Source organism: Azospirillum sp. A23 (assembly GCF_042938965.1).
Classification (GTDB): domain Bacteria; phylum Pseudomonadota; class Alphaproteobacteria; order Azospirillales; family Azospirillaceae; genus Azospirillum; species Azospirillum melinis.
This window is the reverse complement of the sequence record NZ_CP170664.1, coordinates 329,478-352,940: the sequence shown is the minus strand read 5'-3', so window position 1 is coordinate 352,940 and position 23,463 is coordinate 329,478. Positions and strand designations below refer to the sequence as shown.

Annotated in this window: 22 protein-coding genes; 16 read left to right on the top strand and 6 right to left on the bottom strand. The window is 68.4% G+C overall.

Annotated features, from left to right (window positions below; translation table 11 throughout):
• Positions 1 to 62 precede the first annotated feature (62 nt).
• The 4 genes from ABNQ40_RS06990 to ABNQ40_RS06975 all read right to left on the bottom strand — a co-directional run bounded on the left by ABNQ40_RS06990 (position 63) and on the right by ABNQ40_RS06975 (position 4,591).
• The gene (locus tag ABNQ40_RS06990) at positions 63 to 374 is read right to left on the bottom strand and encodes a DUF2892 domain-containing protein (RefSeq protein WP_109047854.1); all 312 of its coding nucleotides are present in this window, start codon (positions 372 to 374) and stop codon (positions 63 to 65) included.
• 111 nt (positions 375 to 485) lie between these two features.
• The gene (locus ABNQ40_RS06985; protein WP_158285528.1) at positions 486 to 2,759 is read right to left on the bottom strand and encodes a hybrid sensor histidine kinase/response regulator; all 2,274 of its coding nucleotides are present in this window, start codon (positions 2,757 to 2,759) and stop codon (positions 486 to 488) included.
• A gap of 193 nt (positions 2,760 to 2,952) precedes the next feature.
• Entirely contained in the window at positions 2,953 to 3,834 is an 882-nt protein-coding gene (locus ABNQ40_RS06980; protein ID WP_109047852.1) for an EamA family transporter, read from the bottom strand.
• 10 nt (positions 3,835 to 3,844) lie between these two features.
• A complete protein-coding gene (locus ABNQ40_RS06975; protein ID WP_391345879.1) occupies positions 3,845 to 4,591 on the bottom strand; it encodes a hypothetical protein in 747 nt (248 codons plus the stop codon).
• 136 nt (positions 4,592 to 4,727) lie between these two features.
• On the opposite strand from ABNQ40_RS06975, the gene dnaE reads away from it, so the two are divergent.
• From dnaE to ABNQ40_RS06960, 3 genes are read left to right on the top strand one after another with little or no spacing between them, the layout of a single operon-like run.
• Positions 4,728 to 8,216 carry a DNA polymerase III subunit alpha gene (gene dnaE / locus ABNQ40_RS06970; RefSeq protein WP_391345878.1) on the top strand — a complete coding sequence of 1,163 codons (3,489 nt, stop codon included), beginning with the start codon at positions 4,728 to 4,730 and terminating at the stop codon, positions 8,214 to 8,216.
• Entirely contained in the window at positions 8,213 to 9,100 is an 888-nt protein-coding gene (locus ABNQ40_RS06965) for a hypothetical protein (protein ID WP_109047849.1), read from the top strand. The genes dnaE and ABNQ40_RS06965 overlap by 4 nt, the downstream gene beginning before the upstream one ends.
• The gene (locus tag ABNQ40_RS06960) at positions 9,097 to 10,056 is read left to right on the top strand and encodes a DUF1624 domain-containing protein (RefSeq protein WP_109047848.1); all 960 of its coding nucleotides are present in this window, start codon (positions 9,097 to 9,099) and stop codon (positions 10,054 to 10,056) included. The genes ABNQ40_RS06965 and ABNQ40_RS06960 overlap by 4 nt, the downstream gene beginning before the upstream one ends.
• Before the next feature lie 40 nt (positions 10,057 to 10,096).
• Here ABNQ40_RS06960 and ABNQ40_RS06955 read toward each other — a convergent pair whose 3' ends face one another.
• On the bottom strand, positions 10,097 to 10,549 hold the full coding sequence (locus tag ABNQ40_RS06955; RefSeq protein ID WP_109490701.1) for a MarR family winged helix-turn-helix transcriptional regulator: 453 nt from the start codon (positions 10,547 to 10,549) through the stop codon (positions 10,097 to 10,099).
• A 486-nt stretch (positions 10,550 to 11,035) separates the two neighbouring features.
• On the opposite strand from ABNQ40_RS06955, the gene rimO reads away from it, so the two are divergent.
• From rimO to ABNQ40_RS06920, 7 genes are all read left to right on the top strand, one after another.
• Entirely contained in the window at positions 11,036 to 12,355 is a 1,320-nt protein-coding gene (rimO, locus tag ABNQ40_RS06950) for a 30S ribosomal protein S12 methylthiotransferase RimO (RefSeq protein WP_391346078.1), read from the top strand.
• Positions 12,356 to 12,381: 26 nt separating this feature from the next.
• Complete coding sequence (locus ABNQ40_RS06945; RefSeq protein ID WP_109047846.1) at positions 12,382 to 12,741, top strand: HNH endonuclease; 360 nt, start codon at positions 12,382 to 12,384, stop codon at positions 12,739 to 12,741.
• Between the two features lie 70 nt (positions 12,742 to 12,811).
• Positions 12,812 to 12,979 carry a hypothetical protein gene (locus ABNQ40_RS06940; RefSeq protein WP_199235232.1) on the top strand — a complete coding sequence of 56 codons (168 nt, stop codon included), beginning with the start codon at positions 12,812 to 12,814 and terminating at the stop codon, positions 12,977 to 12,979.
• Positions 12,980 to 13,113: 134 nt separating this feature from the next.
• On the top strand, positions 13,114 to 13,365 hold the full coding sequence (locus tag ABNQ40_RS06935) for a hypothetical protein (protein WP_042690341.1): 252 nt from the start codon (positions 13,114 to 13,116) through the stop codon (positions 13,363 to 13,365).
• Positions 13,366 to 13,538: 173 nt separating this feature from the next.
• Positions 13,539 to 13,964, top strand: a complete 426-nt coding sequence (locus ABNQ40_RS06930) for an OsmC family protein (protein WP_109047845.1) — start codon at positions 13,539 to 13,541, stop codon at positions 13,962 to 13,964.
• Positions 13,965 to 14,249: 285 nt separating this feature from the next.
• A complete protein-coding gene (locus tag ABNQ40_RS06925) occupies positions 14,250 to 15,443 on the top strand; it encodes an ABC transporter substrate-binding protein (protein WP_247879547.1) in 1,194 nt (397 codons plus the stop codon).
• 8 nt (positions 15,444 to 15,451) lie between these two features.
• Entirely contained in the window at positions 15,452 to 17,806 is a 2,355-nt protein-coding gene (locus ABNQ40_RS06920; protein WP_109047844.1) for a hybrid sensor histidine kinase/response regulator, read from the top strand.
• 84 nt (positions 17,807 to 17,890) lie between these two features.
• Here ABNQ40_RS06920 and ABNQ40_RS06915 read toward each other — a convergent pair whose 3' ends face one another.
• Entirely contained in the window at positions 17,891 to 18,109 is a 219-nt protein-coding gene (locus ABNQ40_RS06915) for a hypothetical protein (RefSeq protein WP_391345873.1), read from the bottom strand.
• 457 nt (positions 18,110 to 18,566) lie between these two features.
• Between ABNQ40_RS06915 and ABNQ40_RS06910 the strand changes: the two genes are divergently transcribed.
• From ABNQ40_RS06910 to paaE, 6 genes are all read left to right on the top strand, one after another.
• Positions 18,567 to 19,166, top strand: a complete 600-nt coding sequence (locus tag ABNQ40_RS06910) for a Crp/Fnr family transcriptional regulator (protein WP_161957998.1) — start codon at positions 18,567 to 18,569, stop codon at positions 19,164 to 19,166.
• Between the two features lie 471 nt (positions 19,167 to 19,637).
• The gene (gene paaA / locus ABNQ40_RS06905) at positions 19,638 to 20,651 is read left to right on the top strand and encodes a 1,2-phenylacetyl-CoA epoxidase subunit PaaA (protein ID WP_109051598.1); all 1,014 of its coding nucleotides are present in this window, start codon (positions 19,638 to 19,640) and stop codon (positions 20,649 to 20,651) included.
• 26 nt (positions 20,652 to 20,677) lie between these two features.
• Positions 20,678 to 20,965, top strand: coding sequence for a 1,2-phenylacetyl-CoA epoxidase subunit PaaB (gene paaB, locus ABNQ40_RS06900; RefSeq protein ID WP_109051597.1), 288 nt, complete (start codon positions 20,678 to 20,680; stop codon positions 20,963 to 20,965).
• A 15-nt stretch (positions 20,966 to 20,980) separates the two neighbouring features.
• Positions 20,981 to 21,745 (top strand): 1,2-phenylacetyl-CoA epoxidase subunit PaaC, encoded by a 765-nt coding sequence (gene paaC, locus ABNQ40_RS06895; protein ID WP_109051596.1) that lies wholly within the window; start codon positions 20,981 to 20,983, stop codon positions 21,743 to 21,745.
• A gap of 7 nt (positions 21,746 to 21,752) precedes the next feature.
• Positions 21,753 to 22,274, top strand: coding sequence for a 1,2-phenylacetyl-CoA epoxidase subunit PaaD (paaD, locus tag ABNQ40_RS06890; RefSeq protein WP_109051595.1), 522 nt, complete (start codon positions 21,753 to 21,755; stop codon positions 22,272 to 22,274).
• Positions 22,275 to 22,335: 61 nt separating this feature from the next.
• Positions 22,336 to 23,415, top strand: a complete 1,080-nt coding sequence (paaE, locus tag ABNQ40_RS06885) for a 1,2-phenylacetyl-CoA epoxidase subunit PaaE (RefSeq protein ID WP_109051594.1) — start codon at positions 22,336 to 22,338, stop codon at positions 23,413 to 23,415.
• Positions 23,416 to 23,463 lie beyond the last annotated feature (48 nt).

The window sequence follows — 23,463 nt, the reverse complement described above, 5'->3', positions numbered from 1 at the left end:
TCGCGCAATCCCGTGAATGGAATGCGACATCCGGTGAACGGACGGAGCCATGGCGGTGCGGATCAATAGGTTTCCGCCATGCGCGAATGGTCGACGGCCTGCGACTCGCCATAGGAGCTGCCATGGCCCAGCCGGCTCTGGTGGTCGCCGGACAGGCGGTCCTTGAGCGGGCAATGGCCGCTCATGCCGCGGGCGACCAGCGCGGCGCCGACCAGACCCATGATGGCGCCGGGAATGCTGGCGCCCTTGCGCAGACCGCCCGCCGCGACGGCAAGGCCGAGGCCGGTCGAGACGATGCGCTCACCCATGCCGAGGTTGGTGTTGCCTTCGAAGACGCTGTCATAGGCGTTGCGGATCGTGGATTGGGCGTTCATGGCTTCTCCGGGGGCTGGAATGGAGTGGGATCGCCCTTCCAACGCCGCGATACCCATCCGGGTTCCCTGCCCCAGCGTCCCTGGGAAGGATCCTTGACGCTTCGCCCTGCCCTACCCCTCGACCGACGCCATGTCGCGGATAGAGCGGACCAGCCGCGACGGTTCTATCGGTTTGGACAGCACGGTCAGCGACACTTCGCGCGCCGCGGCGGTGGAGGTCAGATCCTCGGCATAGCCGGTGACCATCAGGATCGGCGTCTCGTCCTGGCGTGCGCGCAGGGTGCGGGCCATCTCCAGCCCGGTCATCCCCGGCATCATGTGGTCGGTGACGATCACGTCGGGCCGGAACCCATGGTCGAGCAGGGACAGCGCCGCCGCCGCATCAGCCGCCTCGCGCACCGCGAAGCCGGCCTGGGCCAGATAGCCGGCGGTGGCGGAGCGCACCAGTTCCTCGTCGTCCACCAGCAGAATGGCGCAGCCGACGCCCGCCGGCGCCGTTTCCGCCACCTTCGCCTTCGCCGGCGGCGGAAGCGGTGCCGCGGCCACCTCCGCCGCCTGCTCGGCGCGCGGCAGATAGAGCGTCACCGTGGTGCCCAACCCCGGCCGGCTGTCCAGTTCCACCCCGCCGCCGGACTGGGTCGCCAGCCCATGCACCATGCTGAGACCGAGCCCGGTGCCGCGCCCGACCTCCTTGGTGGTGAAGAAGGGCTCGAAGGCGCGGGCGGCGACCTCGGCAGCCATGCCGGTGCCGGTGTCGCGCACCCGCAGAACCACATAGTCGCCGGCTGCCAGCCCCTCCACCTGCACCGGCAGCGGACCGGCCCCCGGCAACCGGCTGCCAATCGCCGGATCGCCGGCCTCCGGGCTGGCCACCGTCCGGTTGCCGGCCAGAATCCACAGCGTGCCGCCGCCAGGCATGGCGTCGCGGGCGTTCAGCGCCAGGTTCAGCACCGCCATTTCCAGCTGGGTCGGGTCGATCATCGCCGGCCACAGGCCGGGCGCCACCTCCGTCTCGACCCGCACCGACTGGCCCAGCGTGCGGCCGAGCAGGCGGCTGGTCCGCTCCACCAGCGTCGCGACATCGACCGGGACCGGGCGAAGCTGCTGCCGGCGCGAGAAGGCCAGCAGATGCTGGGTCAGGGTGGCGCCCCGCTCGACCGCCTGCAAGGCCAGCCGGGCCGGGCCGGCGATGCGCTCGTCCTCGGTGCGGCTGTCGATGACATGCAGGTTGATGCCGATGGCCTGGAGCAGATTGTTGAAATCATGGGCGACGCCGCCGGTCAGCTGACCGATCGCCTCCATCTTCTGGCTCTGGCGCAGCGCATGTTCGGCCTGTTCCCGTCCCTCCACGGCGCGGCGGGCGGCGTCCATCGCCCGCGTCGCCGCCTCGTAGGCGCTGAACTGGCGGGCCAGCGCCCACAGCGACAGCAGCAGCGCGGCGATGCCGACGGCGCTTGCCACGCCGATGGTCCAGGCCTGGATGCGCCATTTGTCCAGCACGGCATCCAGCCTGCGCGTCACGTTGACGACCAGCGGATAGTCCGCCAGCGCCCGCGTCGCCACCAGACGGGCGCCGTCGTTCAGCCCGCCGGAGGAGAAATAGACGCCGGACTTGGCGCGCTCCAGCACCTTCAGGAAATGGCGCTGGCCCAGCGGCCGGCCGATGTCAGGTAGCACCGGATGGCGGGCCAGCAGGATGCCGTCACGGCGCCACAGGCTGATGCTGCCGTCGTCATCGGGCTGCAACGCCTTGTAGATCCTCTGGAAATAGCTCAGTTCGATGGCGCCCAGCACCAGCCCGACGAAGCTGCCGTCCCGGCCGCTGATGCGGCGGGCCAGATAGACCGTCCAGCTGCCGTTGCCGCGGTTCTGCACCGGCTCGCTGATGAAGGGGCCGGTGGTGTCATGGTCGCGCAAATAGGCGAAGTAATCCCGGTCGGACACGTTGACCGGCGGGATCGGGTAATAGCGCGAGAAGTTGATCAGGTGCCCGTCGGCCGCGATCATCGTCACCGCATCCAGCTGCGGCAGGCCGGTGATGCGCGCCCGCAGCATCTGGTAGGTGTCGCGCCCGCCCATCCGGCGGACATACTCCTCCGGCGTGTCGATCCCGTCCGACTTCAGCTGCTCGATGATGGTTGTCAGCACCAGATCGACGCTCTGCGTCGCGCTGGCCGTCTGCTCCGACAGCGACAGGTTCAGGGTGGACAGCTCGCGCTCCGCCCCCTCCATCTCGCGGTCGCGCATGCTGTCGATGTATTGGACCGTCGCCGCCAGCAGCACGGCGACCGACAGCCCGCCGATCAGCAGCAGGACGCGCAGGGGCCGGCTGGCACGCAGATGGGCCTGCCAGTGCCGGATCGGCGGGATCGGCGGGATCGGCATCCCCCCATTCGGTTGCGCGGTCCTATCGGAAGGGATCAAGGCTTGCCTATGGTTTAGGGACGCAACTATCGACCGGAATGATCCGGACGCCATAGCGCCGCGTCAAGCTCATCGAGTTCAATAGGACTCTCATGCGTCTGGTTCCTCCTGCCAGTCCCATCCGATCCCCAATCGGCCCCCAATCGGCCTATGATCAGGCCCGCGCCCGCACCCGCGCCGGCAATTTCAGCACCGACAGCGCCAGCCCGGCGAACACCAGCAGCCCGCCGGCCAGCTTCGCCGTGGTGAAGGTCTCTCCCAGCAGCAAGGCGCTGGAACTCATGCCGAAAATGGGGACGAGCAGCGAGAAGGGCGCGACGAGGCTCGCCGGATAATGCCGCATCAGGAAGCCCCAGGCGGCGAATCCGAACAGCGTCGCCCCCGCCGCGATGTAGATCAGCGAGCCGACTCCGACCAGTGTCAGGGAGGTGAAGGCATGGACGATGCGGTCCGGCCCTTCCAGCGCCAGCGACATCGCCAGCAGCGGCAACGGCGGGATCAGGCTGACCCAGACCATCAGGCTGAACAGGTCGGGGGCCTTGGCCTGCTTCATCACGATGTTCGCCACGCCCCAGGCCGCCGCCGCCGCCAGCGTCAGCCCAAGGCCGAGCAGCGAGTCGCCGGCCGGCATCTCCAGCGCGATCAGCCCGACACCGGCGAAGGCGACGGCCATGCCGCCGACCTGACGCGGCCCCGGCCGGTCGCCGAGCGCGAAGGCGGCGAAGATGGCGGTGAAGAAGGCCTGCGCCTGCAACACCAGCGAGGCCAGCCCCGCAGGCATGCCGACGTCGATGCCGAGGAACAGCAGCGGGAACTTGACCACGCCCAGCATCACGCCGATGCCGACGACATAGCGCCAGGGCACCGGCGGTCCCTTGCCCCAGCCCAGCACCACCACCGGCAGCGCCGCCAGCGCGAAGCGCAGGCAGGAGAAGAGCAGCGGCGGGAAATCGCGCAATCCGACCTTGATCGCGACGAAGTTCAGGCCCCAGACGGCGGCGACCGCCACGGCAAGCAGGATGTGGGAAGCGCGCATGATCCGAAGGCTAAACGGGCTCCGCCGGACCGGTCAATCGGCGGCGGAGCGCACGGCCTGCGTGGCTGACCTGCGCGTCAACCCCGCGGGTGGAACCGGCCTCACGACTCCGCGTGCAGGATCGGCATTCGTCCGATGCGTTGATCGCCCAGGACGATCCCGACAGCAGCATCGTGCCGATATCCCCCAGACCGCTGCTGCGGAAGCTGACGCGGTGGGAGCGGGCGAGCGGTTCCATCTCCTCCAGGAATCCCTTGGTCGGCACGGCGACATAGAGGCTGCCGTTGGGAAGGCCGCGGGCGCTCAAGGACAGGCGCGGCCCCAGATCGGACATCACCGCCAGATCGTAGCGCTCGCCGGGCTTCACCGTCGCCCCGCTGTCCGACGGGGTGAAGCCCGACAGGATGAAGCCCGATTCGGCGGCGGCGGTGCGGAAGCTGAGGCGCGGGGCGGCGTTCTGGCCGACCGGGATGCCGCGCTCGGCGACGCAGAAGGGCTTGCCGCCGGGGGGCGTGTGGATGGGGACGGTCCAGCCCTTGCCCGAGCTGAAGGGTTTGGACGGCCCGTCCGGCAGCCCGGCCGCGGGTGGGGCCGCTGCCGGCGGCGGCGGCACGGTCTCGCAGGCGGACAGCGTCAGCGCCAACCCGGCCAGCAGCGCCCCGGTCAGCAGGGCCGAAGGCGTCGCCGCCCGGACGGCACGGCGGTCCCGCAGGGCCAGCCGCAGTCGGACGACGGGTGCAAGGTGCTGCCGATCCATCGCGGCGTCCTCCCCATCCCTGAACGTGTTGCGGCGACTTCCATACCACGTTCGCATGCCCCCGCGCGACCGTCGCGGGAACCGTCCGGGCTGTGCTAGAACCAGGGGCCCTGTAGCAAGCAAGCCCCCGGTTGCCATGCCCCACGCCGACTTCGTCCACCTGCGCGTCCATTCCGCCTATTCGCTGTCGGAAGGTGCGATCAAGGTGAAGGAGCTGGTCAAGCTCTGTCTGAAACAGCAGATGCCGGCCGTCGCGGTCACCGACACCGGCAACCTGTTCGGCGCCCTGGAATTCGCGTTGGCCGCCTCCGATGCCGGCTTGCAGCCGATCATCGGCACCGTGCTGGGCATCACCCGCGTCGGCCCGGCCCAGACGAAGCCCGGCCTGCCCGGCAAGGCGGCGGCCACCCCCGACCAGCTCGTCCTGCTCTGCCAGAACGAGGAGGGATACCGCAACCTCGCGGCACTGGTGTCCAAGGCCTTCCTGGAGTCGGACCCGCTGGCCGGCCCCCAGGTGACGCTGGACGCGCTGGACGGCCATTCGGCCGGGCTGATCGCGCTGACCGGCGGCCCCGGCGGCTCGGTCGGCCGGCTGCTGCACGAGGGGCAGAAGAATCTGGCGCTCGACGTTCTGGAGCGGCTGAAGCGGCTGTTCCCCGGCCGGCTCTATGTCGAGTTGCAGCGGCACGAGGGCGGGCGCGGCCATTTCGCCGCGGCGGAGAACGCCATCGAACCGGCGCTGATCGACCTCGCCTATGCCCACGACCTGCCGCTGGTCGCCACCAACGACTGCTATTTCGCCACCGCCGACATGTACGAGGCGCACGATGCGCTGATGTGCATCGCCGAGGGCGCCTATCTGAGCCAGGAGGACCGCCGCCGGCTGACCCCCGACCACCGCTTCAAGTCGGCCGACGAGATGCGGCTGCTGTTCGCCGATCTGCCGGAGGCGCTGGACAACACCGTCGCCATCGCCCGGCGCTGCTCCTTCCTGCTGAAGCCGATCAAGCCGATCCTGCCGCCCTTTGCCTGCGAAGGCGGCCGCACCGAGGACGACGAGCTGCGCGCCCAGTCGCGCGCCGGCCTGGAGGAGCGGCTGGAGAAGGTCGTCTACACCCCGGACATGACCCCGGAGCAGCGCGCCGAGACGAGGCAGACCTATTTCGAGCGGCTGGAGTTCGAGCTGGACGTCATCGTCAAGATGAAGTTCCCCGGCTACTTCCTGATCGTGTCGGACTTCATCAAATGGGCGAAGAACCAGGACATCCCCGTCGGGCCGGGTCGCGGTTCGGGCGCCGGTTCCGTCGTCGCCTGGGCACTTACCATCACCGATCTCGACCCGCTGCGCTTCGGCCTGCTGTTCGAGCGCTTCCTGAACCCGGAACGCGTGTCGATGCCCGACTTCGACATCGACTTCTGCCAGGACCGCCGCGAAGAGGTCATCCGCTACGTTCAGAAGAAATACGGCTACGACCGCGTCGCCCAGATCATCACCTTCGGTAAGCTCCAGGCGCGCGCCGTGCTGCGCGACGTCGGCCGCGTCCTGCAGATGCCCTACGGTCAGGTCGACAAGATCTGCAAGATGGTGCCGAACAACCCGGCCAACCCGGTGACGCTCCAGCAGGCGCTGGACAGCGAGGAGATGCTGCGGCAGGCGCGCGACGGCGACGACACCGTGCGCCACCTGATCGACATCGCCCTGAAGCTGGAAGGTCTCTACCGCCACGCCTCGACCCACGCCGCCGGCGTGGTGATCGCTGACCGGCCCTTGCAGGAGCTGGTGCCGCTCTACCGCGATCCGCGCTCCGACATGCCGGTCACCCAGTTCAACATGAAATATGTCGAACAGGCCGGTCTGGTGAAGTTCGACTTCCTCGGCCTCAAGACGCTGACCGTGCTGAAGACCGCGGTCGACCTGATCCCCGAGAAGCCGGATCTGACCACAGTCCCGCTGGACGACGAGAAGAGCTACCAGCTGCTCAGCCGCGCCGAGGCGACCGGCGTGTTCCAGCTGGAAAGCTCGGGCATGCGCGACGTTCTGCGCCGGCTGAAGCCGAACCGGCTGGAGGACATCATCGCGCTGGTGTCGCTCTACCGCCCCGGCCCGATGGACAACATCCCGAAATACATCCGGGTGAAGAACGGCGAGGAAAAAGCCGACTACATGCATGACAGCCTGGAAGGCATCCTGAAGGAGACCTTCGGGATCATGATCTACCAGGAACAGGTCATGCAGATCGCCCAGGTGCTGTCCGGCTATTCGCTGGGCGGCGCCGATCTTCTGCGCCGCGCCATGGGCAAGAAGATCAAGGAGGAGATGGACAACCAGCGCAAATTCTGCGACGGCGCGGAGTCGCGCGGCGTCAAGGCCGATCTGGCCAGCATGATCTTCGATCAGGTCATGAAGTTCGCCGGCTACGGCTTCAACAAGTCCCACGCCGCCGCCTACGCCCTGGTCGCCTATCACACCGCCTATCTCAAGGCGAACCACCCGGTGGAGTTCATGGCGGCGTCGATGACGCTCGACCTCGGCAACACCGACAAGCTGAACGTCTTCCGCCAGGAACTCGCCCGCCTGCGCGTCAAGCTGCTGACCCCGGACATCAACAAATCCGATGCGATCTTCGGGGTCGAGCAGCTGGCCGACGGGACCAAGGCGGTGCGCTATGCGCTGGCCGCCGTCAAGGGCGTCGGCCAGCCTGCCATGAAGGCGGTGGTGGAGGAGCGGCGGAAGAACGGCCCGTTCAAGAGCCTGTTCGACTTCGCCCGCCGGCTCGATCTGAAGACCATCAACAAGCGCCAGCTTGAGAATCTCGCCTGCGCCGGCGCCTTCGACGGGCTGAACCCCAACCGCGCCCAGGTGCATGCCGCGCTGGAGACCATCATCCGTTACGCCCAGGCCGAGGCGGCGGAGCGCGACAGCGGCATCGGCAACCTCTTCGGCGGCGGCGGTGGCGGCCTGCCCGAACCGGAGCTGCCCAAGGTCAAGGACTGGGAACCGCTGGAGAAGCTGAAGCACGAGTTCGGCGCCATCGGCTTCTACCTGTCGGCCCACCCGCTCGACGCCTATTCCGGCCCGCTCGGCCGCATGAAGGTGGTGCGCTCGGCCGATCTGGCGAACGTCGCCAAGGCCGGCGGCATGACCCGCCGCGCGATGGCCGGCATCATCGTGTCGAAGAAGGAGAAGACCTCCAAGTCCGGCAACCGCTTCGCTTTCGTCGAGCTGTCGGACGCCGCCGGCGGCTACGAGGTCACCCTGTTCTCGGAAATCCTGGCGGCCAACCGCGCCCTGCTGGAGCCGGGCAACGCGGTTCTGCTGACCGTCGACGTCCAGTTGAACGGCGAAGAGATCCGCCTGACCTGCCAGGAGATCAAGCCGCTGGAGGAGGCCGTCGCCTCGGTCAGCGCCGGCTTGCGCGTCGTCCTGCGCGACCCCGGCCCGATCGAGCATCTGCGCGCCACGCTGGACCGGCTGTCGCGCGGCAAGAGCCGCATCAATGTGCTGGTCGAGGTCGACCCGCTGAAGGAGATCGAGATCGAGCTGCCCGGCAGCTACACCATCACCGCGCAGAGCCGCTCAGCCCTGAAGGCGGTGCCGGGCGTGGTGGAGGTGGCGGAGCTTTGACCGATACGGCGGCGCCCGCTTTCGGGCGCTTCATCGCCATCGACTGGTCCGGCGCGCTGGCCAAGCGCTACGCCGGCATCGCCGTGGCGGAGTGCACCGCAGGCGATGCCGCCCCCCGACTGGTTGAAGGACCCGGCGGCTGGTGGTCGCGGACAGCCGTGTTCGACTGGCTGCGCACGGAACTGGTGCGCGAACCGGCGCTGGTCGGCATCGACTGCGCCTTCTCCCTGCCCTTCGCGGTGGCGGCGCGCGGCTTTCCCGGGCGCGAGGCCACCGTCTTCGACCTGTGGGACGCGGTGGAGGAGATCTGCGCGGCGGAGCCCGACTTCGGCGGCGGTCCCTTCGCCAGCCATCCGCTGCACGGGGTCGGCTTCTGGCATGGCGGGCCGCAGCCGGACTGGTACGAGGACCCGCACCGCGCCACCGAATGGGCCTGCCGCGCCGATGGGCTGGGCCACCCGCAGAGCCCCTACAAGCTGATCGGCTCGCGTCAGGTCGGCAAGGGCGCGCTGGCCGGCATGCGGGTGCTGCGTGCCCTGCGCCGCGCCCTGCCCGGCCGGCTGGCGGTCTGGCCCTTCGATGACCCGGCACCGGGCGCCAGCGTGATGGTGGAGATCTACCCGCGCCTGTTCCTGAAGCACACCGGCTTTGGCCAGCGCAAGATCCGCGACGGTGCCGAGATGGACGAGGCTTTGCGCCGATTGGGCTCGCACCCATTGGAGCGGACCGGGACGGTCAGCGATCATGACAGCGACGCCCTGGTGTCGGCCGCCGGTTTGCGCTGGCTCGCCGGCACCCCGCGCGCCTGGGCGCCACCGGGGCTGGACGACACCGCAAGGCGGCAGGAGGGGTGGATTTTCGGGGTGGGGATGGCCGGATCATGAGCGCAATCGGCATCGGGCCGGCACAGGGCCTCGCGCGACGGTCCTCGCGCCGCCCGGCAATCGACGTGGCGCGCGGGCTGGCGCTGGTGGCGATGGCGGCCTATCACGGCAGCTGGGACGCCACCTATTTCGGCCTCGCCGGCTTCGATTTGCTGGGCGATCCGCTGTGGCTGGCCGCCCGCACTGCGATCCTGTCGAGCTTCCTGCTCATGGCCGGCATCGGGCTGGTGCTGGCGAGCCGCGACGGGATCGAATCCGGGCGCTTCCTGCGCCGGCTGGGGCGGGTGGCGGCCGGGGCCGCGGCGGTGTCGGCGGCGTCCTATGCCCTGTTCCCCGACAGCCCGATCTTCTTCGGCGTGCTGCACCACATCGCGGTGGCGAGCGTCATCGGCCTTGCCTTCGTCCGCCTGCCTGCCATCGTGACACTGGCAGCGGCGGCAGCGGCGGTGCTGGTCGGGACGACCCAGGGCTTCCCGCTGTTCGACAGCCCCTGGCTGCGCTGGATCGGGCTGACCAGCGTGGCGCCGGACTCCAACGATTACGTGCCGCTGCTGCCCTGGATCGGCGGCGTGCTGGCCGGAATCGGGATCGGCCGGCTGTGGCCGGGACTGGGCGAGGGAATAAGGGTAACCGGCCGCGCCGCGCGGCTGCTCGCCTTCGGCGGCCGGCACAGCCTTGCCGTCTATCTGCTGCACCAGCCGCTGCTGTTCGGGATCGCCTGGGCCGCGGCGCAGCTGATGCCGGTGGAGACGCCCGCCGTGCGCGAGTTCCGGGCATCCTGCGTGGCGAGCTGCGAAAGCGCCGGCGTGGCGAAAGCCACCTGCGCCGCCAATTGCGGCTGCGTGCAATCCGAACTGGCGCGCAACGGATTGTGGGAGGGCTTCGTCGCCAACCGCCTCAACGAGCGCGACCGGCGCGGGCTGGAGGCGGCGGTCGCCGCTTGCCGCAAGCCCTGACGGCGGCGGACGGGCTCGGTCGCCCGGGCCGCGCCGGCGGTCAGACGGACTGGCGCTTTTCCAGCAGGCCGCGCAGCAGGCTGGTCAGCGTTTCGGCCAGCTTGTACTGCTCTTCGCCCGGCAGCGCGGCGATGATGCCGGCAAAGTCGTTCAGCGGGTCGTGGCGCAGCAGCTCCAGCGCCTTCGGCGTCGGGTGCAGCTGGGTGACGCGGCGGTCCTCCGGAACCGGCACGCGGACCAGCAGCTCCTTGCCCACCAGCACCTCGACCATCTGCGAGGCGGCCCCGCGGGTCGTGGCGTGGAAGTCGGCGAAGGCCGACACGGTGCGCTGGCTGTTGTTGGCGCCGGCGAAATAGCGGAGCGCCGTCCACTGCGACGGCTTCAGGCCATGGGTATAGCCAAGGCTGTCGGCAATGTGGGAGATCTGCAGCATCACGTCGGCGATGGCCTGCGGCGAGGCGGCCCCCGCACGATCCGGTTCGGCGAAGTCCATGGCGGCTCCGATGGCTCCGGCTCCGATCGGCGTCCGGTCCAGCGTCCCGTTGTTCCGGACCGACATCCGGCCCGCAGCAACACCGCGCACTTTTGCGAAGTCCATTTTTTCCACTCTATAAGGTTTAGTGGCTATACGATGGGCGCATCACAAGGCTGGCGGCTATCGCTGCAAGGCGGCAGCCACATCGATCATAAGATCGTCATACATACTAGCGTGGTTGAACACAAAACGGAACATCGAACACTTCATCCTTTTGTTGCAAATTGTCGCATTGGTTTAAGCCCGGCGCAGGAGGGAAGAAGGGATGGGCAAGGCGCCAAAAGACCTCGAAGGCCCGACAGTTCCAGGCAAAACGGGCATGGCGGCCATGCCCGCACGCCTTTTCGCCATGTTTCACTGGCGTAATCTTCGATTCGGCGGTATACGCGCGCGATGACCACATCTCCCGTTCCGAAGTCCGCATCGCCGGCCGCCGCCCAGACCATGGGCGCCCCGAAGGTCGGCATCGTCAGCCTCGGCTGCCCGAAGGCGCTCGTCGATTCAGAGCGTATCCTCACCCGCCTGCGCGCGGAGGGGTACGAAATCTCCCCCAGCTACGACGGCGCGGACGTCGTGCTGGTCAACACCTGCGGCTTCCTCGACAGCGCCAAGAAGGAATTGCTGGACGCCATCGGCGAGGCGATCAAGGAAAACGGGCGGGTCATCGTCACCGGCTGCATGGGCGTGGAATCGGACATGATCCGGCAAGTCCACCCCGGCGTGCTGGCCGTCACCGGTCCGCACCAGTACGAGCAGGTGGTCAGCGCCGTGCACGAGGCGGTGCCGCCGACGCACAATCCCTTCACCGATCTGGTGCCGCCGGAAGGGCTGCGGCTGACGCCGCGCCATTACGCCTATCTGAAGATTTCCGAAGGCTGCAACAACCGCTGCAGCTTCTGCATCATCCCGTCCTTGCGCGGCGATCTGGTCAGCCGGCCGATCCATTCGGTCCTGCGCGAGGCGGAGAAGCTAGCGGTCGCCGGCGTCAAGGAACTGCTGGTCATCTCGCAGGACACCAGCGCCTACGGCGTCGACGTGAAGTACAAGACGGAGAAATGGTACGACCGCGAGGTCCGCACCCGCTTCTTCGACCTGTGCAACGAGCTGGCGAACTTCGACCTGTGGGTCCGCCTGCATTACGTCTACCCCTATCCGCATGTGGACGAGGTCATCCCGCTGATGGCGGAGGGCAGGATCCTCCCCTATCTCGACATCCCGTTCCAGCATGCCTCGCCCACCGTGCTGAAAGCGATGCGCCGCCCGGCCGCCCAGGAAAAGCAGCTGGACCGCATCCGCAAGTGGCGCGACGAGTGCCCGCATCTGGTCCTGCGCTCCACCTTCATCACCGGCTTCCCCGGCGAGACGGAGGAGGACTTCCAGTTCATGCTGGACTGGCTGAAGGAGGCCCAGCTCGACCGCGTCGGCTGCTTCAAGTACGAGCCGGTGGAGGGTGCGACCGCCAACGACCTGCCCGGCGCTGTCCCGGAAGAGGTCAAGCAGGAGCGCTGGGAGCGCTTCATGGAGACGCAGAAGGCGATCAGCGCCGAGCGGCTCCAGCAGAAGGTCGGCTATACGCTGGGCGTCCTGATCGACGAGGTCGACGAGGACGGCGCCATCGGCCGCTCCTATGCCGACGCGCCGGAGATCGACGGCAACGTCTTCCTGAACGGCGAGACCGGCCTGAAGCCGGGCGACATGGTCGACGTCACCATCGAGCATGCCGACGAGTACGACCTGTGGGGCAGCGTCGAGCGCGACCTCTGAACCCTGCCGACAGACTGGAGAGCGCCATGCCCGTCACGCCGGACGATGCCAGACTGATGGACGTCCAGCAGGGCGGGCGCTGCTTCTTCTGCGACGGGCCGGTGGGGGCGAAGTCCACCTTCGACCATCTGATCCCCCAGGCCTATGGCGGGATCGACGATCCGGCCAACGTCGTGCTGGCGCACCGCCGCTGCAACCAGCGTAAGGACGACCGCCTGCCGACCGACGAGGAACTCGACCGGTTCTTCGCGCTGCGCCGCTCCAGCCGGCTCGGCGTCTGGCCGCCCCTGCGCGTGCTGCGCGACGAGGGAGAGGGAGCGGACGAGGAGGAGCGCTGGATCGCCGTGGCGCAGGCCATTTCCCAGCCCATCGTACGGCAACGGTGAGGCCGCCTGAAACCAAAGCGGCCCGATCCGGTTAACGGAAGACACCTTATATATAGAAGGAGCGTCGCCGATGACCGGCCAGCAGAACAAGCAGCCCCACACCGAAGAGACCGTCCGCCATACCGGGGGCGAGCAGAACACCGGCAACCACAAGAAGCCGGACGCCCCCGACGCCAAGGGCGCCGACCGCTTCGGCGGCACCCGTGCCGGCGCCGAGAATGTCGAGCCGAAGAAGTAGGCTGCCGGAATACAGGCTTTTCAGGCTGGCGCCGCACCGCCGGCCTGTGCGAGATCCGGGGGACGGCATCCGCAGGCTTCATGCCGGGGGGCCGCCCCCCACTTCGCACCCATGACCCGGCTTCCGTGACCAGAATGGCCCCTTCGATCTTCAAGCGATACAAGCTGCACTTCACCCGCCCGCTGCCGGGCCTGCGTCCGGGACGGCCGGAACGCGACGCGATGGTGGAACGGGTGCGGCGGCTGGCCAGCGAGAACGGCATGGCCGGCGACCTCCACACCATCGCCCCCAACGCCGGCTTCGGCATTCTGGAAGTGCGCTGCACCGAACGTCTGGCCCGCCGCCTGTCGGACCTGTCGGAAATCGAGACCGTCCAGGAGGCCTGACGCCTGCCGCACGACAGAGGGCAGAGGGCAGCGGGCGGCGTGAAGCGCGGAGGTGGTATATGGCTGGCCGCGGCGCCCCCCTGCCCTAGGTCAGGCCCGACCGGTCCCGCAATGGCGGCAACCCCGATCACTGCCGGCCGGACCAACCACGACCGTCAAAGGGAGACATCAGCATGGCGATGCGGCAATCGGACGCCGAATGGCGTGGCGACCTCAAATCGGGCAGCGGCAAGATGCGGCTGGGCAGCGGCGCCTTCGAAGGCAGCTACTCCTTCCCGTCGCGCTTCGAGAACGGCCAGGGCACCAATCCGGAGGAGCTGATCGCGGCGGCGCATGCCGGCTGCTTCTCCATGGCGCTGTCGGCCGGGCTCTCCCAGGCCGGCCACCCCCCGACCCGCGTCCACACCACCGCCAAGGTGCATCTTGAGAAGGCCGGCGCCGGCTTCGCCATCAGCCGGATCGAGCTGGAGTGCGAGGCGGAAATCCCCGGCATCGACGAGGCCACCTTCCAGGAACAGGCGAACGGCGCCAAGGCAAACTGCCCGGTGTCGAAGGCGCTGGCCGGCACCCAGATCAGCCTGACCGCCAGGCTTCTCTGACCCGTCCCGCAGGAAAGGCGCCGCCCAATGCCGGGCGGCGCCTTTCCCCGCCGGCGTCCCGCGGCGGCAAGCGTACCGGTGCAGATAATGCAGCGAGCCACCGGCGGTAAAGCTGCCACGTCGCTTCATGTCTTCCAAACCTTCCGCTCTGCCGAAGGGCAGATTGACCCCGCTGCTTCTGCCCACACATAGTGCGGCCTTGCGTGTGCGGGAGCCCATCTTCCGTCCGCCGATCCCATCGAACGACGGTCAATGTTCATCGCAGTCCTCCGCCTTTGCCGGCCGATGTTTCTTCTGTTCGCGCTGCCGCTTGCGGCGCTGGCGACGGCTGCGGCCGCCCAGACGGCGGGAGAGTTGGGCCGGGAGTTGGGCCGCGAGCCGGTGATCCTGGCGCTGGACGGTGAATTCGGGCTGACCAACAGCACCTCGGCCGAGGCCATCGAACGCGGCATCCTGACCGCCATCGACGACATCAACCGCCAGGGCGGCGTGCTGGGCGGCCGGCCGCTGGAGCTGATCACGCGTGAACACCGGTCGATCTCCGCCCGCGGCATCAAGAACATCCGGGAACTGGCCACCATTCCCGATCTGATCGCCGTGTTCGGCGGCCGGTTCAGCCCGGTGGTGATCGAGGAGCTGCCGGTCCTGGAACAGACCCGCACCCTGTTCCTGGCGCCCTGGTCGTCGGCCGACGCCATCGTCGACAACGGCATGGAGCCCAACTACATCTTCCGCCTGTCGCTGCGCGACAGCCTGGCGATGCCCTTCCTGCTGAAGCGCGCCGCCGACCGCGGCCTGACCCGCGTCGGGCTCCTGCTGACCAACACCGCCTGGGGCCGCTCCAACCTGGAGGCCGCCAACCGCTATCTCGCCGGCCACAAGGTCCCGGACCTGGCCGGCACCGCCTGGTACAACTGGCGCGACCGCTCGCTGCTCGACAAGTATCAGGCGCTGGCCGAGGACGGCGCCCAGGCGATCCTGCTGGTCGCCAACGACGACGAGGCCGCCGTGCTGGTGCGCGAGGTGGCCGCCCTGCCGGTGCAGCAGCGGCTGCCGATCCTCAGCCATTGGGGCGTCACCGGCGGCGACTTTGTCGGACAGGCCGGACCGGCTCTCAGCGAGGTCGATTTCACCGTGATCCAGACGGTCAGCCCCCTCCGCATCCCGCCGGACCGGCTGGCCCCGGTGCTGGAGACCGCCGGGCGGCTGTTCGGCATCCGCCGGCCGGAGGACATCGTGTCGCCGGTGGGCTTCCTGCATGCCTACGATCTGACCCGCATCCTGGCGCTGGCCATCGACCGTGCCGGCACGACCGACCGCACCGCAGTGCGCGACGCGCTGGAGCAGGTCGGCCCCTATCGCGGCGTGATCCGCGACTTCGACCGCCCGTTCGCCCCCGGCCGGCACGAGGCGCTTGGGCCCGAAGATCTGCTGATGGCACAGTTCCGCACCGACGGCTTGTTGGTCCCGGTGGATTGAGAAGACGGATGACCGATCCCACTCCCCTCGATCCGCCAGCCTACGGCAGCGTCCCACGCACCGCGCAGCGGATGCTGACCTCCGGCCGTCTGGCGCGCCGCTTCGCGCTGGTGTCGCTGATGCTGGGCGTGCTGATCGCCATCCTGATCGGCGCCAGCCTGTATGTGGTGTCCAGCCGCCATCTGGCCCGCCAGCACCATGCCAATGTGGAGGCGAACGCCAGCCTCGCCGCCCGCCAGACCGAAGGGCTGCTGAACACGCTGGTGACCACGGTGCGCGAGTTGGCGAACAACAGCATGCTCGCCACCGCCCTGGTCGATTCCGCCGGCAAGGAAACCTACCTGATCCCCTTCCTGGGCAGCTTCAACCACATCGCCAGCGTTCCGGTCGCCCTGGTCTTCACCGATTTCGAAGGGGAGCCGATCGCCGACAACGGCCGCCATGCCGATCCGCTGGCGATTGCGCCGGCCGACATGGCCTGGCTGCGCGCCGCCATCGCCGCCGGCAAGCCGGCCGCCCGCGTGGTCCAGCAGGGCGACACGCAGTTCCTGCTGGCGGCGGAGATGCTGATCTATTCCCGCACCATGTCGCCGGAAGGGGCGCTGCTCTACAAGGTGCCGCTCGACTTCCTGGTGCTGCACCCGGAGGCGGAACTTCTCTACGCCGGCGACGCACCGAAACCGCCGCCGCCCGACATGATGGCGGTGACGGTGCCGCTGACCGTGCCGGAACGGCTGGCCTCGCTGGGGCTGACGCTGCGGCTGGAGGCGCCGGAAACGCCGACCCTGGCGCTGCTGTCCTGGATGCTGCCCGCCTATGGGATGGTGGGGCTGGCCGCGCTGCTGGCGATCTATGTCGGCAGCCGCGCCGTCGGCAACCACATGACCCGCTCCCTGCGCGAACTGGAGCGGCTGGCCGGCGCCATCGCCTCCGACGGTTTCACCGGCCAGCGCGCCGAAGTGCGCGGCAACGACGAGGTGTCCGCCCTGGCGCGCGGCTTCAACGCCATGCTGGACCACATCGCCGGCATCCAGCGCGACCGCGAGATGCGCGCGGCGGAGGAGATCACCATCCAGCGCACGCTGGCCGAGCGCGCCGAGCAGGCCCGCGCCGAGGCGGAAAGCGCACGCAACGAAACCGAACGCTCGCGCCAGGAAGCGGTGATGGCGCTGATGGTGGCGGAGCGCGCCAATGCCGCCAAGACGCATTTCCTGGCCGCGGCCAGCCACGACCTGCGCCAGCCGGTGCAGTCGCTGGTCCTGCTGACGTCGGCACTGGCGATCCGGCTGGGCGACCATCCTGCGGCCTCCCTGGTCGGCAGCATCGAGGCGTCGATGGACGCGCTGTGCCGCCTGCTCGACGCCATTCTCGACATCTCCAAGCTGGATGCCGGCACGGTGTCGCCCAATGTGCAGGCGGTGTCGCTCGGCACCATCTTCGCGCGGCTGGAGGGCGAGTACCGCCTGCGCGCCGCGGAGAAGGGGGTGGCCTTCCGCAGCGTTCCCACCGGCGTGATGCTGAATGCCGACGCCGCGCTGCTGGAGCGGATCATCCGCAATCTGGTGGAGAACGCGCTGCGCTACACCGACCATGGCCGCATCCTGCTGGGCTGCCGCCATGCCCGCGGTGTTCTGCGCATCCAGGTCTACGACACCGGCATCGGCATCCCGCCCGAACATCTGGAGCGGATCTTCCACGAGTTCTATCAGGTCTCCAACCCCACCCGCGACCGCGGCAAGGGGCTGGGGCTGGGGCTGGCCATCGTCGACCGGCTGGCGCGGCTGCTCGGCTACCGCGTTCATGTCGCCTCCCGGCCGAACAAGGGGTCCTGCTTCACGCTGGAGATCCCCACCCCGGCACAAGCGGCCATCGAGACGCCGTCCGCCCCCGCACCGGCCGAACAGGCGCCGGAGCCGGGACGCGGCACCGCCCTGGTCATCGACGACGACCCGCTGGTCCGCGAAGGCTTGACCCTGCTGATCGAGGATTTCGGCTGGAGGGTGACCGCGGCCGACAGCGCCGGCCATGCGCTGCGCCTGCTGAGCGGCCAGGACCGTCCGCCCGATCTGGTGATCGCCGATTACCGGCTGGAGGCGGGGGCCACCGGCCTGCAGGCCATCCAGGCGGTCGAGGTCGCCCTGCGCGGCCGGGGCTTCGCGGTTCCGACCAGTGTGGTTCTGACCGGGGACACCGCACCGCAGCGCATCGCCGACGCGGAAGCCAGCGGTTACCGCATCATGCACAAGCCCATCGCCGCCAAGGAAGTCGCGCAACTGCTGAGCGACGCCGTTCTTGAGCGGACCGGAACCGAGGGTGGGCGGAAGACCGGCAGCCGGCGCAATCCGGTCATCCTGCCGGGCTGATCGCGCCGGCTCCACTCGAACCGGCCCCATTCGAACCGGTTGACCGATTGAACCGGTTCGAGTGGGCCGACGTGCCGCTTCAGGTCATCTTCGGCCGGATTGCCCCGCCGCGTCCACCTGCAGAACCAGCCGTTCTATCGCCCGCACGGCGCTTTGCTGATACCCGTCCGCCAATCCGGCAGTCTCCTGCCGCAGATGAGCCGCCGCCGCATCCTCAAGCACGCCCCGGGCCTCCTCCACCGTAAGGAGGCCCTTTTCGATCATGGCGATCACCAACGATTCACAAATCGAGAGAGCGGCCATCCCCGCCGCTCCATCCTCCGCCGTCATCATGCCCCCCGTGTGATTGGATGGTGCTTACCGTCCGGCCATGCTGCCGGTAGGTCCAATTGCATAGGGAACAACACCACGGTCGGCCGCGCGTCACAGACCGTTCGAGAAAAATATTTCGCTGATTAACCTATGTTGTGGCCGCCTTTGCCGAAAACCATAAACGTTCGAGTTCACGCGGAACCGGGTTAACTGCGCGTCCGTTTATCAGAGCGCCAATATTAGGACAAAGAAGGCAAAGACGACCATGACTCGCGCACCGGCGAGCCGCGCCCTGGAACCCACTCCATTGTGGCTTAAATTAAGCAGCTACCTCATCCTGTCGGATGAGGAGAAGTTGTACCTTACCGATTTGGAAAGGACAATTGCTCGTGTATCGCCACGCACCGATCTACTCCAACAGGGTGAAAGATATCGGGACGTGCGGATCATGCGGGACGGCTGGGCGATCCGCCACAAGGCCTTGCCCGACGGCCGGCGTCAGGTCGTTAACTTCGTCCTGCCGGGCGATATCATCGGCATGTATTGCACGCTGTTCGAATCCGCCGACCACAGCGTCACCACCCTGACCCAGGTCGAGGTGGCGAGCTTTCCGCCGGAGCGGATCGGCGAGATGTTCCGTTCCTTCCCACGCCTCGCGGCGGCGCTCGCCTGGTCGGGAGCACGGGAGGAGGCGATCCTGGCCGAACGGCTGCTCAGCCTGGGCCGGCGGACGGCGCTGGAACGCACCGCTCACCTGCTGGTCGAGCTTCTGCGCCGCCTCAGCATCGTCAACATGGTGACCGACGGACATTTCGTCCTGCCGGTGACGCAGGAGATCCTGGCCGACGCGCTGGGTCTGAGCATCGTCCACATCAACCGGACCCTGCGCCGGCTGCGCGACAGCGGCCTGATCGAAGTGAACGGCCAGCGCATCACCGTCAACGACGTGCGCCAGCTCGCCTCCGTCGGGCAGTTCGACGAGCTGTACCTCCACTTGATCCGCGCCCCCCGTCGCCTGGAGCGCACCTTTTCCGGCGCCGGCGCCTAAGGCGCTGGCTTCGGCCGTTCAAATCCCCCCGAAGCCTCGGCTTCGCCTCCCGATCCGCTAGCGTCGCAGTTCCCCGTCAGCAGAGCCCTCCCCCACCCGGCGGAGCGGCTCCTGTCGGGACGCCTGCGCCCGACCGATGCGTTCCGCAGCGCCCAATCCGCAGCGCTGGGGTCAACCATCGGTCCGGCAGCCGTCCTCCCTGCCCGACCAGCCTTTTCTGCGCCGCACAAAATCCGCAAAACCACAGCTCCGGTGTATCGGTGGTTGGATTCATGCGCCCATTCGCCCCACGGACCACCCCGGCATACGCCTGGGATTTTCAAATCAATTCTTTGTTATAAAACGCTTTTCTGCGATCCAAACGCCCCACCCGTAAAGCGACACACAATTCCTCTTTACAGTCGTTGATCTGTATCATATTTTTCCTTCAGAAATTGTTCGCTGGACGCGCAATCCATCTCGGGGATGCCGATGTACACGCAGGGTTTGGATGCCAAGACCGAGCAGGGCGCTCAACCGTCTCCCCGACTGGTGACGGAGCAGGAGGCCGCTCTCCAGGGCCGCTTCCAGGAGCGCGTCGACGCCGAGGAGAAGATCGAGCCGCGCGACTGGATGCCGGAAGGCTACCGCCGCACGCTGGTCCGCCAGATCTCGCAGCACGCCCATTCGGAAATCGTCGGCATGCTGCCGGAAGGGAACTGGGTCACCCGGGCGCCGACCCTGCGCCGCAAGGTGGCCCTGCTGGCGAAGGTGCAGGACGAGGGCGGGCACGGCCTCTACCTCTACAGCGCCGCCGAGACGCTGGGCGTGTCGCGCGACGAGCTGGTCGGCCAGCTGCTGGCGGGCAAGGCCAAATATTCCAGCATCTTCAATTACCCGACGCCGACCTGGGCCGACATCGGCGCCATCGGCTGGCTGGTCGACGGCGCGGCGATCATGAACCAGGTGCCGCTCTGCCGCTGCTCCTACGGTCCCTATGCCCGCGCCATGGTCCGCATCTGCCGCGAGGAGAGCTTCCACCAGCGCCAGGGCTACGAGTTGATGCTGGCGCTGGCCCAGGGCACTGCGGAGCAGAAGCGGATGGCGCAGGACGCGCTGAACCGCTGGTGGTGGCCGTCGCTGATGATGTTCGGCCCGTCGGACGACCAGTCCGCCCACTCCGCCCAGAACATGGCCTGGAAGATCAAGCGCTTCTCCAACGACGAGCTGCGCCAGCGCTTCGTCGACGCCACCGTGCCGCAGGCGGAGTTCCTGGGATTGACCATCCCGGACCCGGAGCTGCGCTTCAACGCCGGGACCGGCCATTACGAATTCGGCGCCATCGACTGGACCGAGTTCAACGAGATCCTGAAGGGCAACGGCCCCTGCAACCGCGAGCGCATCGAGGCCCGCCGCAAGGCGTGGGACGACGGCGCCTGGGTCCGCGAGGCCGCCGTCGCCCATGCGACCAAACGCCAGCAGCGCGCCCTGAAGAAGGCCGGCTGACCGAAGATTTCCGAGGGGACGAGATTATGGATCGCAAGGACTGGCCGCTGTTCGAGATCTTCATCCGGCCGAAGAACGGGTTGTCGCACAAGCATGTCGGCAGCCTGCACGCCGCCGACGCCCGCATGGCGCTGGACAACGCCCGCGACGTCTACACCCGCCGCGGCGAAGGCGTCAGCATCTGGGCAGTCCCCGCCGCCAGCATCGCGGCGTCGGACCCGACCGACAAGGCCAGCCTGTTCGACCCGGCCGACGACAAGGTCTACCGCCACCCGACCTTCTACGACATCCCCGCAGACGTCAAAAACATCTAGCCGGAAGACCATCTGATGAGCACGGATCTCAAGGAGGCCCTGTTCGGCTACACGCTGCGGCTGGGCGACACCTCGCTGGTGCTCGGGCACCGCCTGTCGGAATGGTGCGGCCATGCACCGGAGCTGGAAGAGGACATCGCGCTGACCAACGTCGCGCTTGACCTCGTCGGCCATGCCCGCATGCTGCTGACCTATGCCGGCGAGCTGGAGGGCAAGGGCCGCGACGAGGACCGTCTGGCCTACCGCCGCGACGTCTTCGACTATCGCAACCACCTGCTGGTCGAGCAGCCCAACCGGGACTTCGGCCACACCATCGTCCGCCAGTTCCTGCACGACGCCTGGGCGGTGGAGCTGTACGGGCGGCTCTGCGCCTCGACGGACGAGACGCTGGCCGGCATCGCCGCCAAGGCGGTGAAGGAGGTGCGCTACCATGTCCGGCACAGCGGCGACTGGCTGGTGCGGCTGGGCGACGGCACCGATGTCAGCCATGCCAAGGTCGCCGACGCGCTGGCCCGGCTCTGGCCCTACACCGGCGAGATGGTCGAGCGCGACGAGGCCGAACTGGCGCTGGTCGCCGCCGGCATCGTTCCAGACCCGGCAGAGCTGAAGGCCGCCTGGACCGCCCGCGTCGAGGCGGTGCTGGAAGAGGCGACGCTCGACCGTCCGGCCGACGGCTGGATGCAGAAGGGCGGCCGCCGCGGCGAGCACAGCGAGCATCTGGGCTATCTGCTGGCCGAGATGCAGTTCCTGCCGCGCGCCTATCCCGACGCGAACTGGTGAGGGCGAGATGCCGGATGCAGCGGGCTGCTGGGGACCGGAGCCGGGCGCCGATGCGGTGGTGAAGGCCGCCTGGGACGCTCTGGCCGGGGTGATGGATCCGGAGATCCCGGTGCTGAGCATCGTCGATCTCGGCATCGTCCGCGCCGTCTCGGCCGATGCGGACGGGCGGCTGTCGGTGGCCCTGACGCCAACCTATTCCGGCTGCCCGGCGACCGGCGTGATCGTGCTGGAGGCGGAAACCGCGCTCGCCCGCGCGCGCCTCGACGCCCGCGTCTCGGTGGTGATCGCCCCGCCCTGGACGACCGACTGGATCAGCGACGCCGGCCGGGAAAAGCTGGCCGAGGTCGGCATCGTCCCGCCGCCGCACTCCGGCAAGCGGGCGCTGACGGCGCCGGACGAGGTGATCGCCTGCCCGCGCTGCGGATCGGAGGACACCCGCCAGATCAGCCGCTTCGGCTCCACCGCCTGTAAGGCGCTGCACGCCTGCAACGCCTGCCTCGAACCGTTCGACGTGTTCAAATGCCATTGATTCAAATGCCATTGAGCGGCTCCGGCGGAGGCCCCCTCCGCACCGCAAGGAACGGGAACCCATGACCAGCCCCAGCTTCCACCCGCTGACCATCCGCGAGTGCCGCCGGGAGACCGCGGACACCGTGTCGATCGCCTTCGACGTGCCGGCCGATCTCGCCGACCGCTTCCGCTTCCTCCAGGGCCAGTACCTGACCCTCAAGACCCATATCGGGGATGAGGAGGTGCGGCGCTCCTACTCCATCTGCTCCGGTGTGGGTGAGGGCGAGCTGCGCGTGGCGGTGAAGAAGGTGGATGGCGGTCTGTTCTCCACCCACGCCAACCAGTCGCTGGCGCCGGGCGCCGTGCTGGAGGTGATGACGCCGATGGGGCGCTTCCACACCCCCGTCGATCCGGACGCCGCCCGCACCTACGTCGCCTTCGCCGCCGGCAGCGGCATCACCCCGGTGATGTCGATCCTGAAGACCGTGCTGGCGCAGGAACCGAAGAGCCGGTTCGTGCTGGTCTACGGCAACCGCACCGTCTCCTCCATCATCTTCCGGGAAGAGCTGGAGGATCTGAAGAACCGCTATATCGGCCGGCTGGTCATCCACCATGTGCTGAGCCGCGAACCGGAAGAGGCCGGGCTGCTGGGCGGGCGCATCGGCGCCGCTCTGGTCCGCGAGCTGTGCGCCGGACCGCTGAAAGCGGAAGACATCGACGCCGCCTTCCTCTGCGGCCCCCAGCCGATGGTGGAGGAGGTGCGCGACGCGCTGGCCGCCTGCGGCACGCCGGCCGCCAACATCCATGTCGAGCTGTTCGGCACCATGACCGCCGCGCGGCCCGCGGCGAAGAAGGCGGCAACCGACAGCCCCACCGATGCCGCCACCATCGCCGTTCTTCAGGACGGCAAGCGCAAGGAATTCACCCTGGCTTACGACGGCGAGAGCATCCTCGAGGCCGCCCACCGGCATGGCGCCGACCTGCCCTATTCCTGCAAGTCCGGCGTCTGCTGCACCTGCCGCGCCAAGGTGCGCGAAGGCAAGGTCGAGATGGCCGAGAACTACTCGCTGGAACCGTGGGAGATCGAGGCCGGCTATGTCCTGACCTGCCAGTCGCGCCCGCTGACCGAGCGGGTCGTCATCGACTTCGACGCCGCCTGACCGACGCCGCCTAGCCAACGCCGTTCAGCCAACGAGAAAAAGGAAACG

Coding starts and splice junctions, on each gene's coding strand:
- ABNQ40_RS06990 (WP_109047854.1), bottom strand. CDS start 374: ATGAACGCCCAATCCACGATCCGCAACGCCTATGACAGCGTCTTCGAA.
- ABNQ40_RS06985 (WP_158285528.1), bottom strand. CDS start 2,759: ATGCCGATCCCGCCGATCCCGCCGATCCGGCACTGGCAGGCCCATCTG.
- ABNQ40_RS06980 (WP_109047852.1), bottom strand. CDS start 3,834: ATGCGCGCTTCCCACATCCTGCTTGCCGTGGCGGTCGCCGCCGTCTGG.
- ABNQ40_RS06975 (WP_391345879.1), bottom strand. CDS start 4,591: ATGGATCGGCAGCACCTTGCACCCGTCGTCCGACTGCGGCTGGCCCTG.
- dnaE (WP_391345878.1), top strand. CDS start 4,728: ATGCCCCACGCCGACTTCGTCCACCTGCGCGTCCATTCCGCCTATTCG.
- ABNQ40_RS06960 (WP_109047848.1), top strand. CDS start 9,097: ATGAGCGCAATCGGCATCGGGCCGGCACAGGGCCTCGCGCGACGGTCC.
- ABNQ40_RS06955 (WP_109490701.1), bottom strand. CDS start 10,549: ATGGACTTCGCCGAACCGGATCGTGCGGGGGCCGCCTCGCCGCAGGCC.
- rimO (WP_391346078.1), top strand. CDS start 11,036: ATGGGCGCCCCGAAGGTCGGCATCGTCAGCCTCGGCTGCCCGAAGGCG.
- ABNQ40_RS06945 (WP_109047846.1), top strand. CDS start 12,382: ATGCCCGTCACGCCGGACGATGCCAGACTGATGGACGTCCAGCAGGGC.
- ABNQ40_RS06940 (WP_199235232.1), top strand. CDS start 12,812: ATGACCGGCCAGCAGAACAAGCAGCCCCACACCGAAGAGACCGTCCGC.
- ABNQ40_RS06935 (WP_042690341.1), top strand. CDS start 13,114: ATGGCCCCTTCGATCTTCAAGCGATACAAGCTGCACTTCACCCGCCCG.
- ABNQ40_RS06930 (WP_109047845.1), top strand. CDS start 13,539: ATGGCGATGCGGCAATCGGACGCCGAATGGCGTGGCGACCTCAAATCG.
- ABNQ40_RS06925 (WP_247879547.1), top strand. CDS start 14,250: ATGTTTCTTCTGTTCGCGCTGCCGCTTGCGGCGCTGGCGACGGCTGCG.
- ABNQ40_RS06920 (WP_109047844.1), top strand. CDS start 15,452: ATGACCGATCCCACTCCCCTCGATCCGCCAGCCTACGGCAGCGTCCCA.
- ABNQ40_RS06915 (WP_391345873.1), bottom strand. CDS start 18,109: ATGGCCGCTCTCTCGATTTGTGAATCGTTGGTGATCGCCATGATCGAA.
- ABNQ40_RS06910 (WP_161957998.1), top strand. CDS start 18,567: ATGCGGGACGGCTGGGCGATCCGCCACAAGGCCTTGCCCGACGGCCGG.
- paaA (WP_109051598.1), top strand. CDS start 19,638: ATGTACACGCAGGGTTTGGATGCCAAGACCGAGCAGGGCGCTCAACCG.
- paaB (WP_109051597.1), top strand. CDS start 20,678: ATGGATCGCAAGGACTGGCCGCTGTTCGAGATCTTCATCCGGCCGAAG.
- paaC (WP_109051596.1), top strand. CDS start 20,981: ATGAGCACGGATCTCAAGGAGGCCCTGTTCGGCTACACGCTGCGGCTG.
- paaD (WP_109051595.1), top strand. CDS start 21,753: ATGCCGGATGCAGCGGGCTGCTGGGGACCGGAGCCGGGCGCCGATGCG.
- paaE (WP_109051594.1), top strand. CDS start 22,336: ATGACCAGCCCCAGCTTCCACCCGCTGACCATCCGCGAGTGCCGCCGG.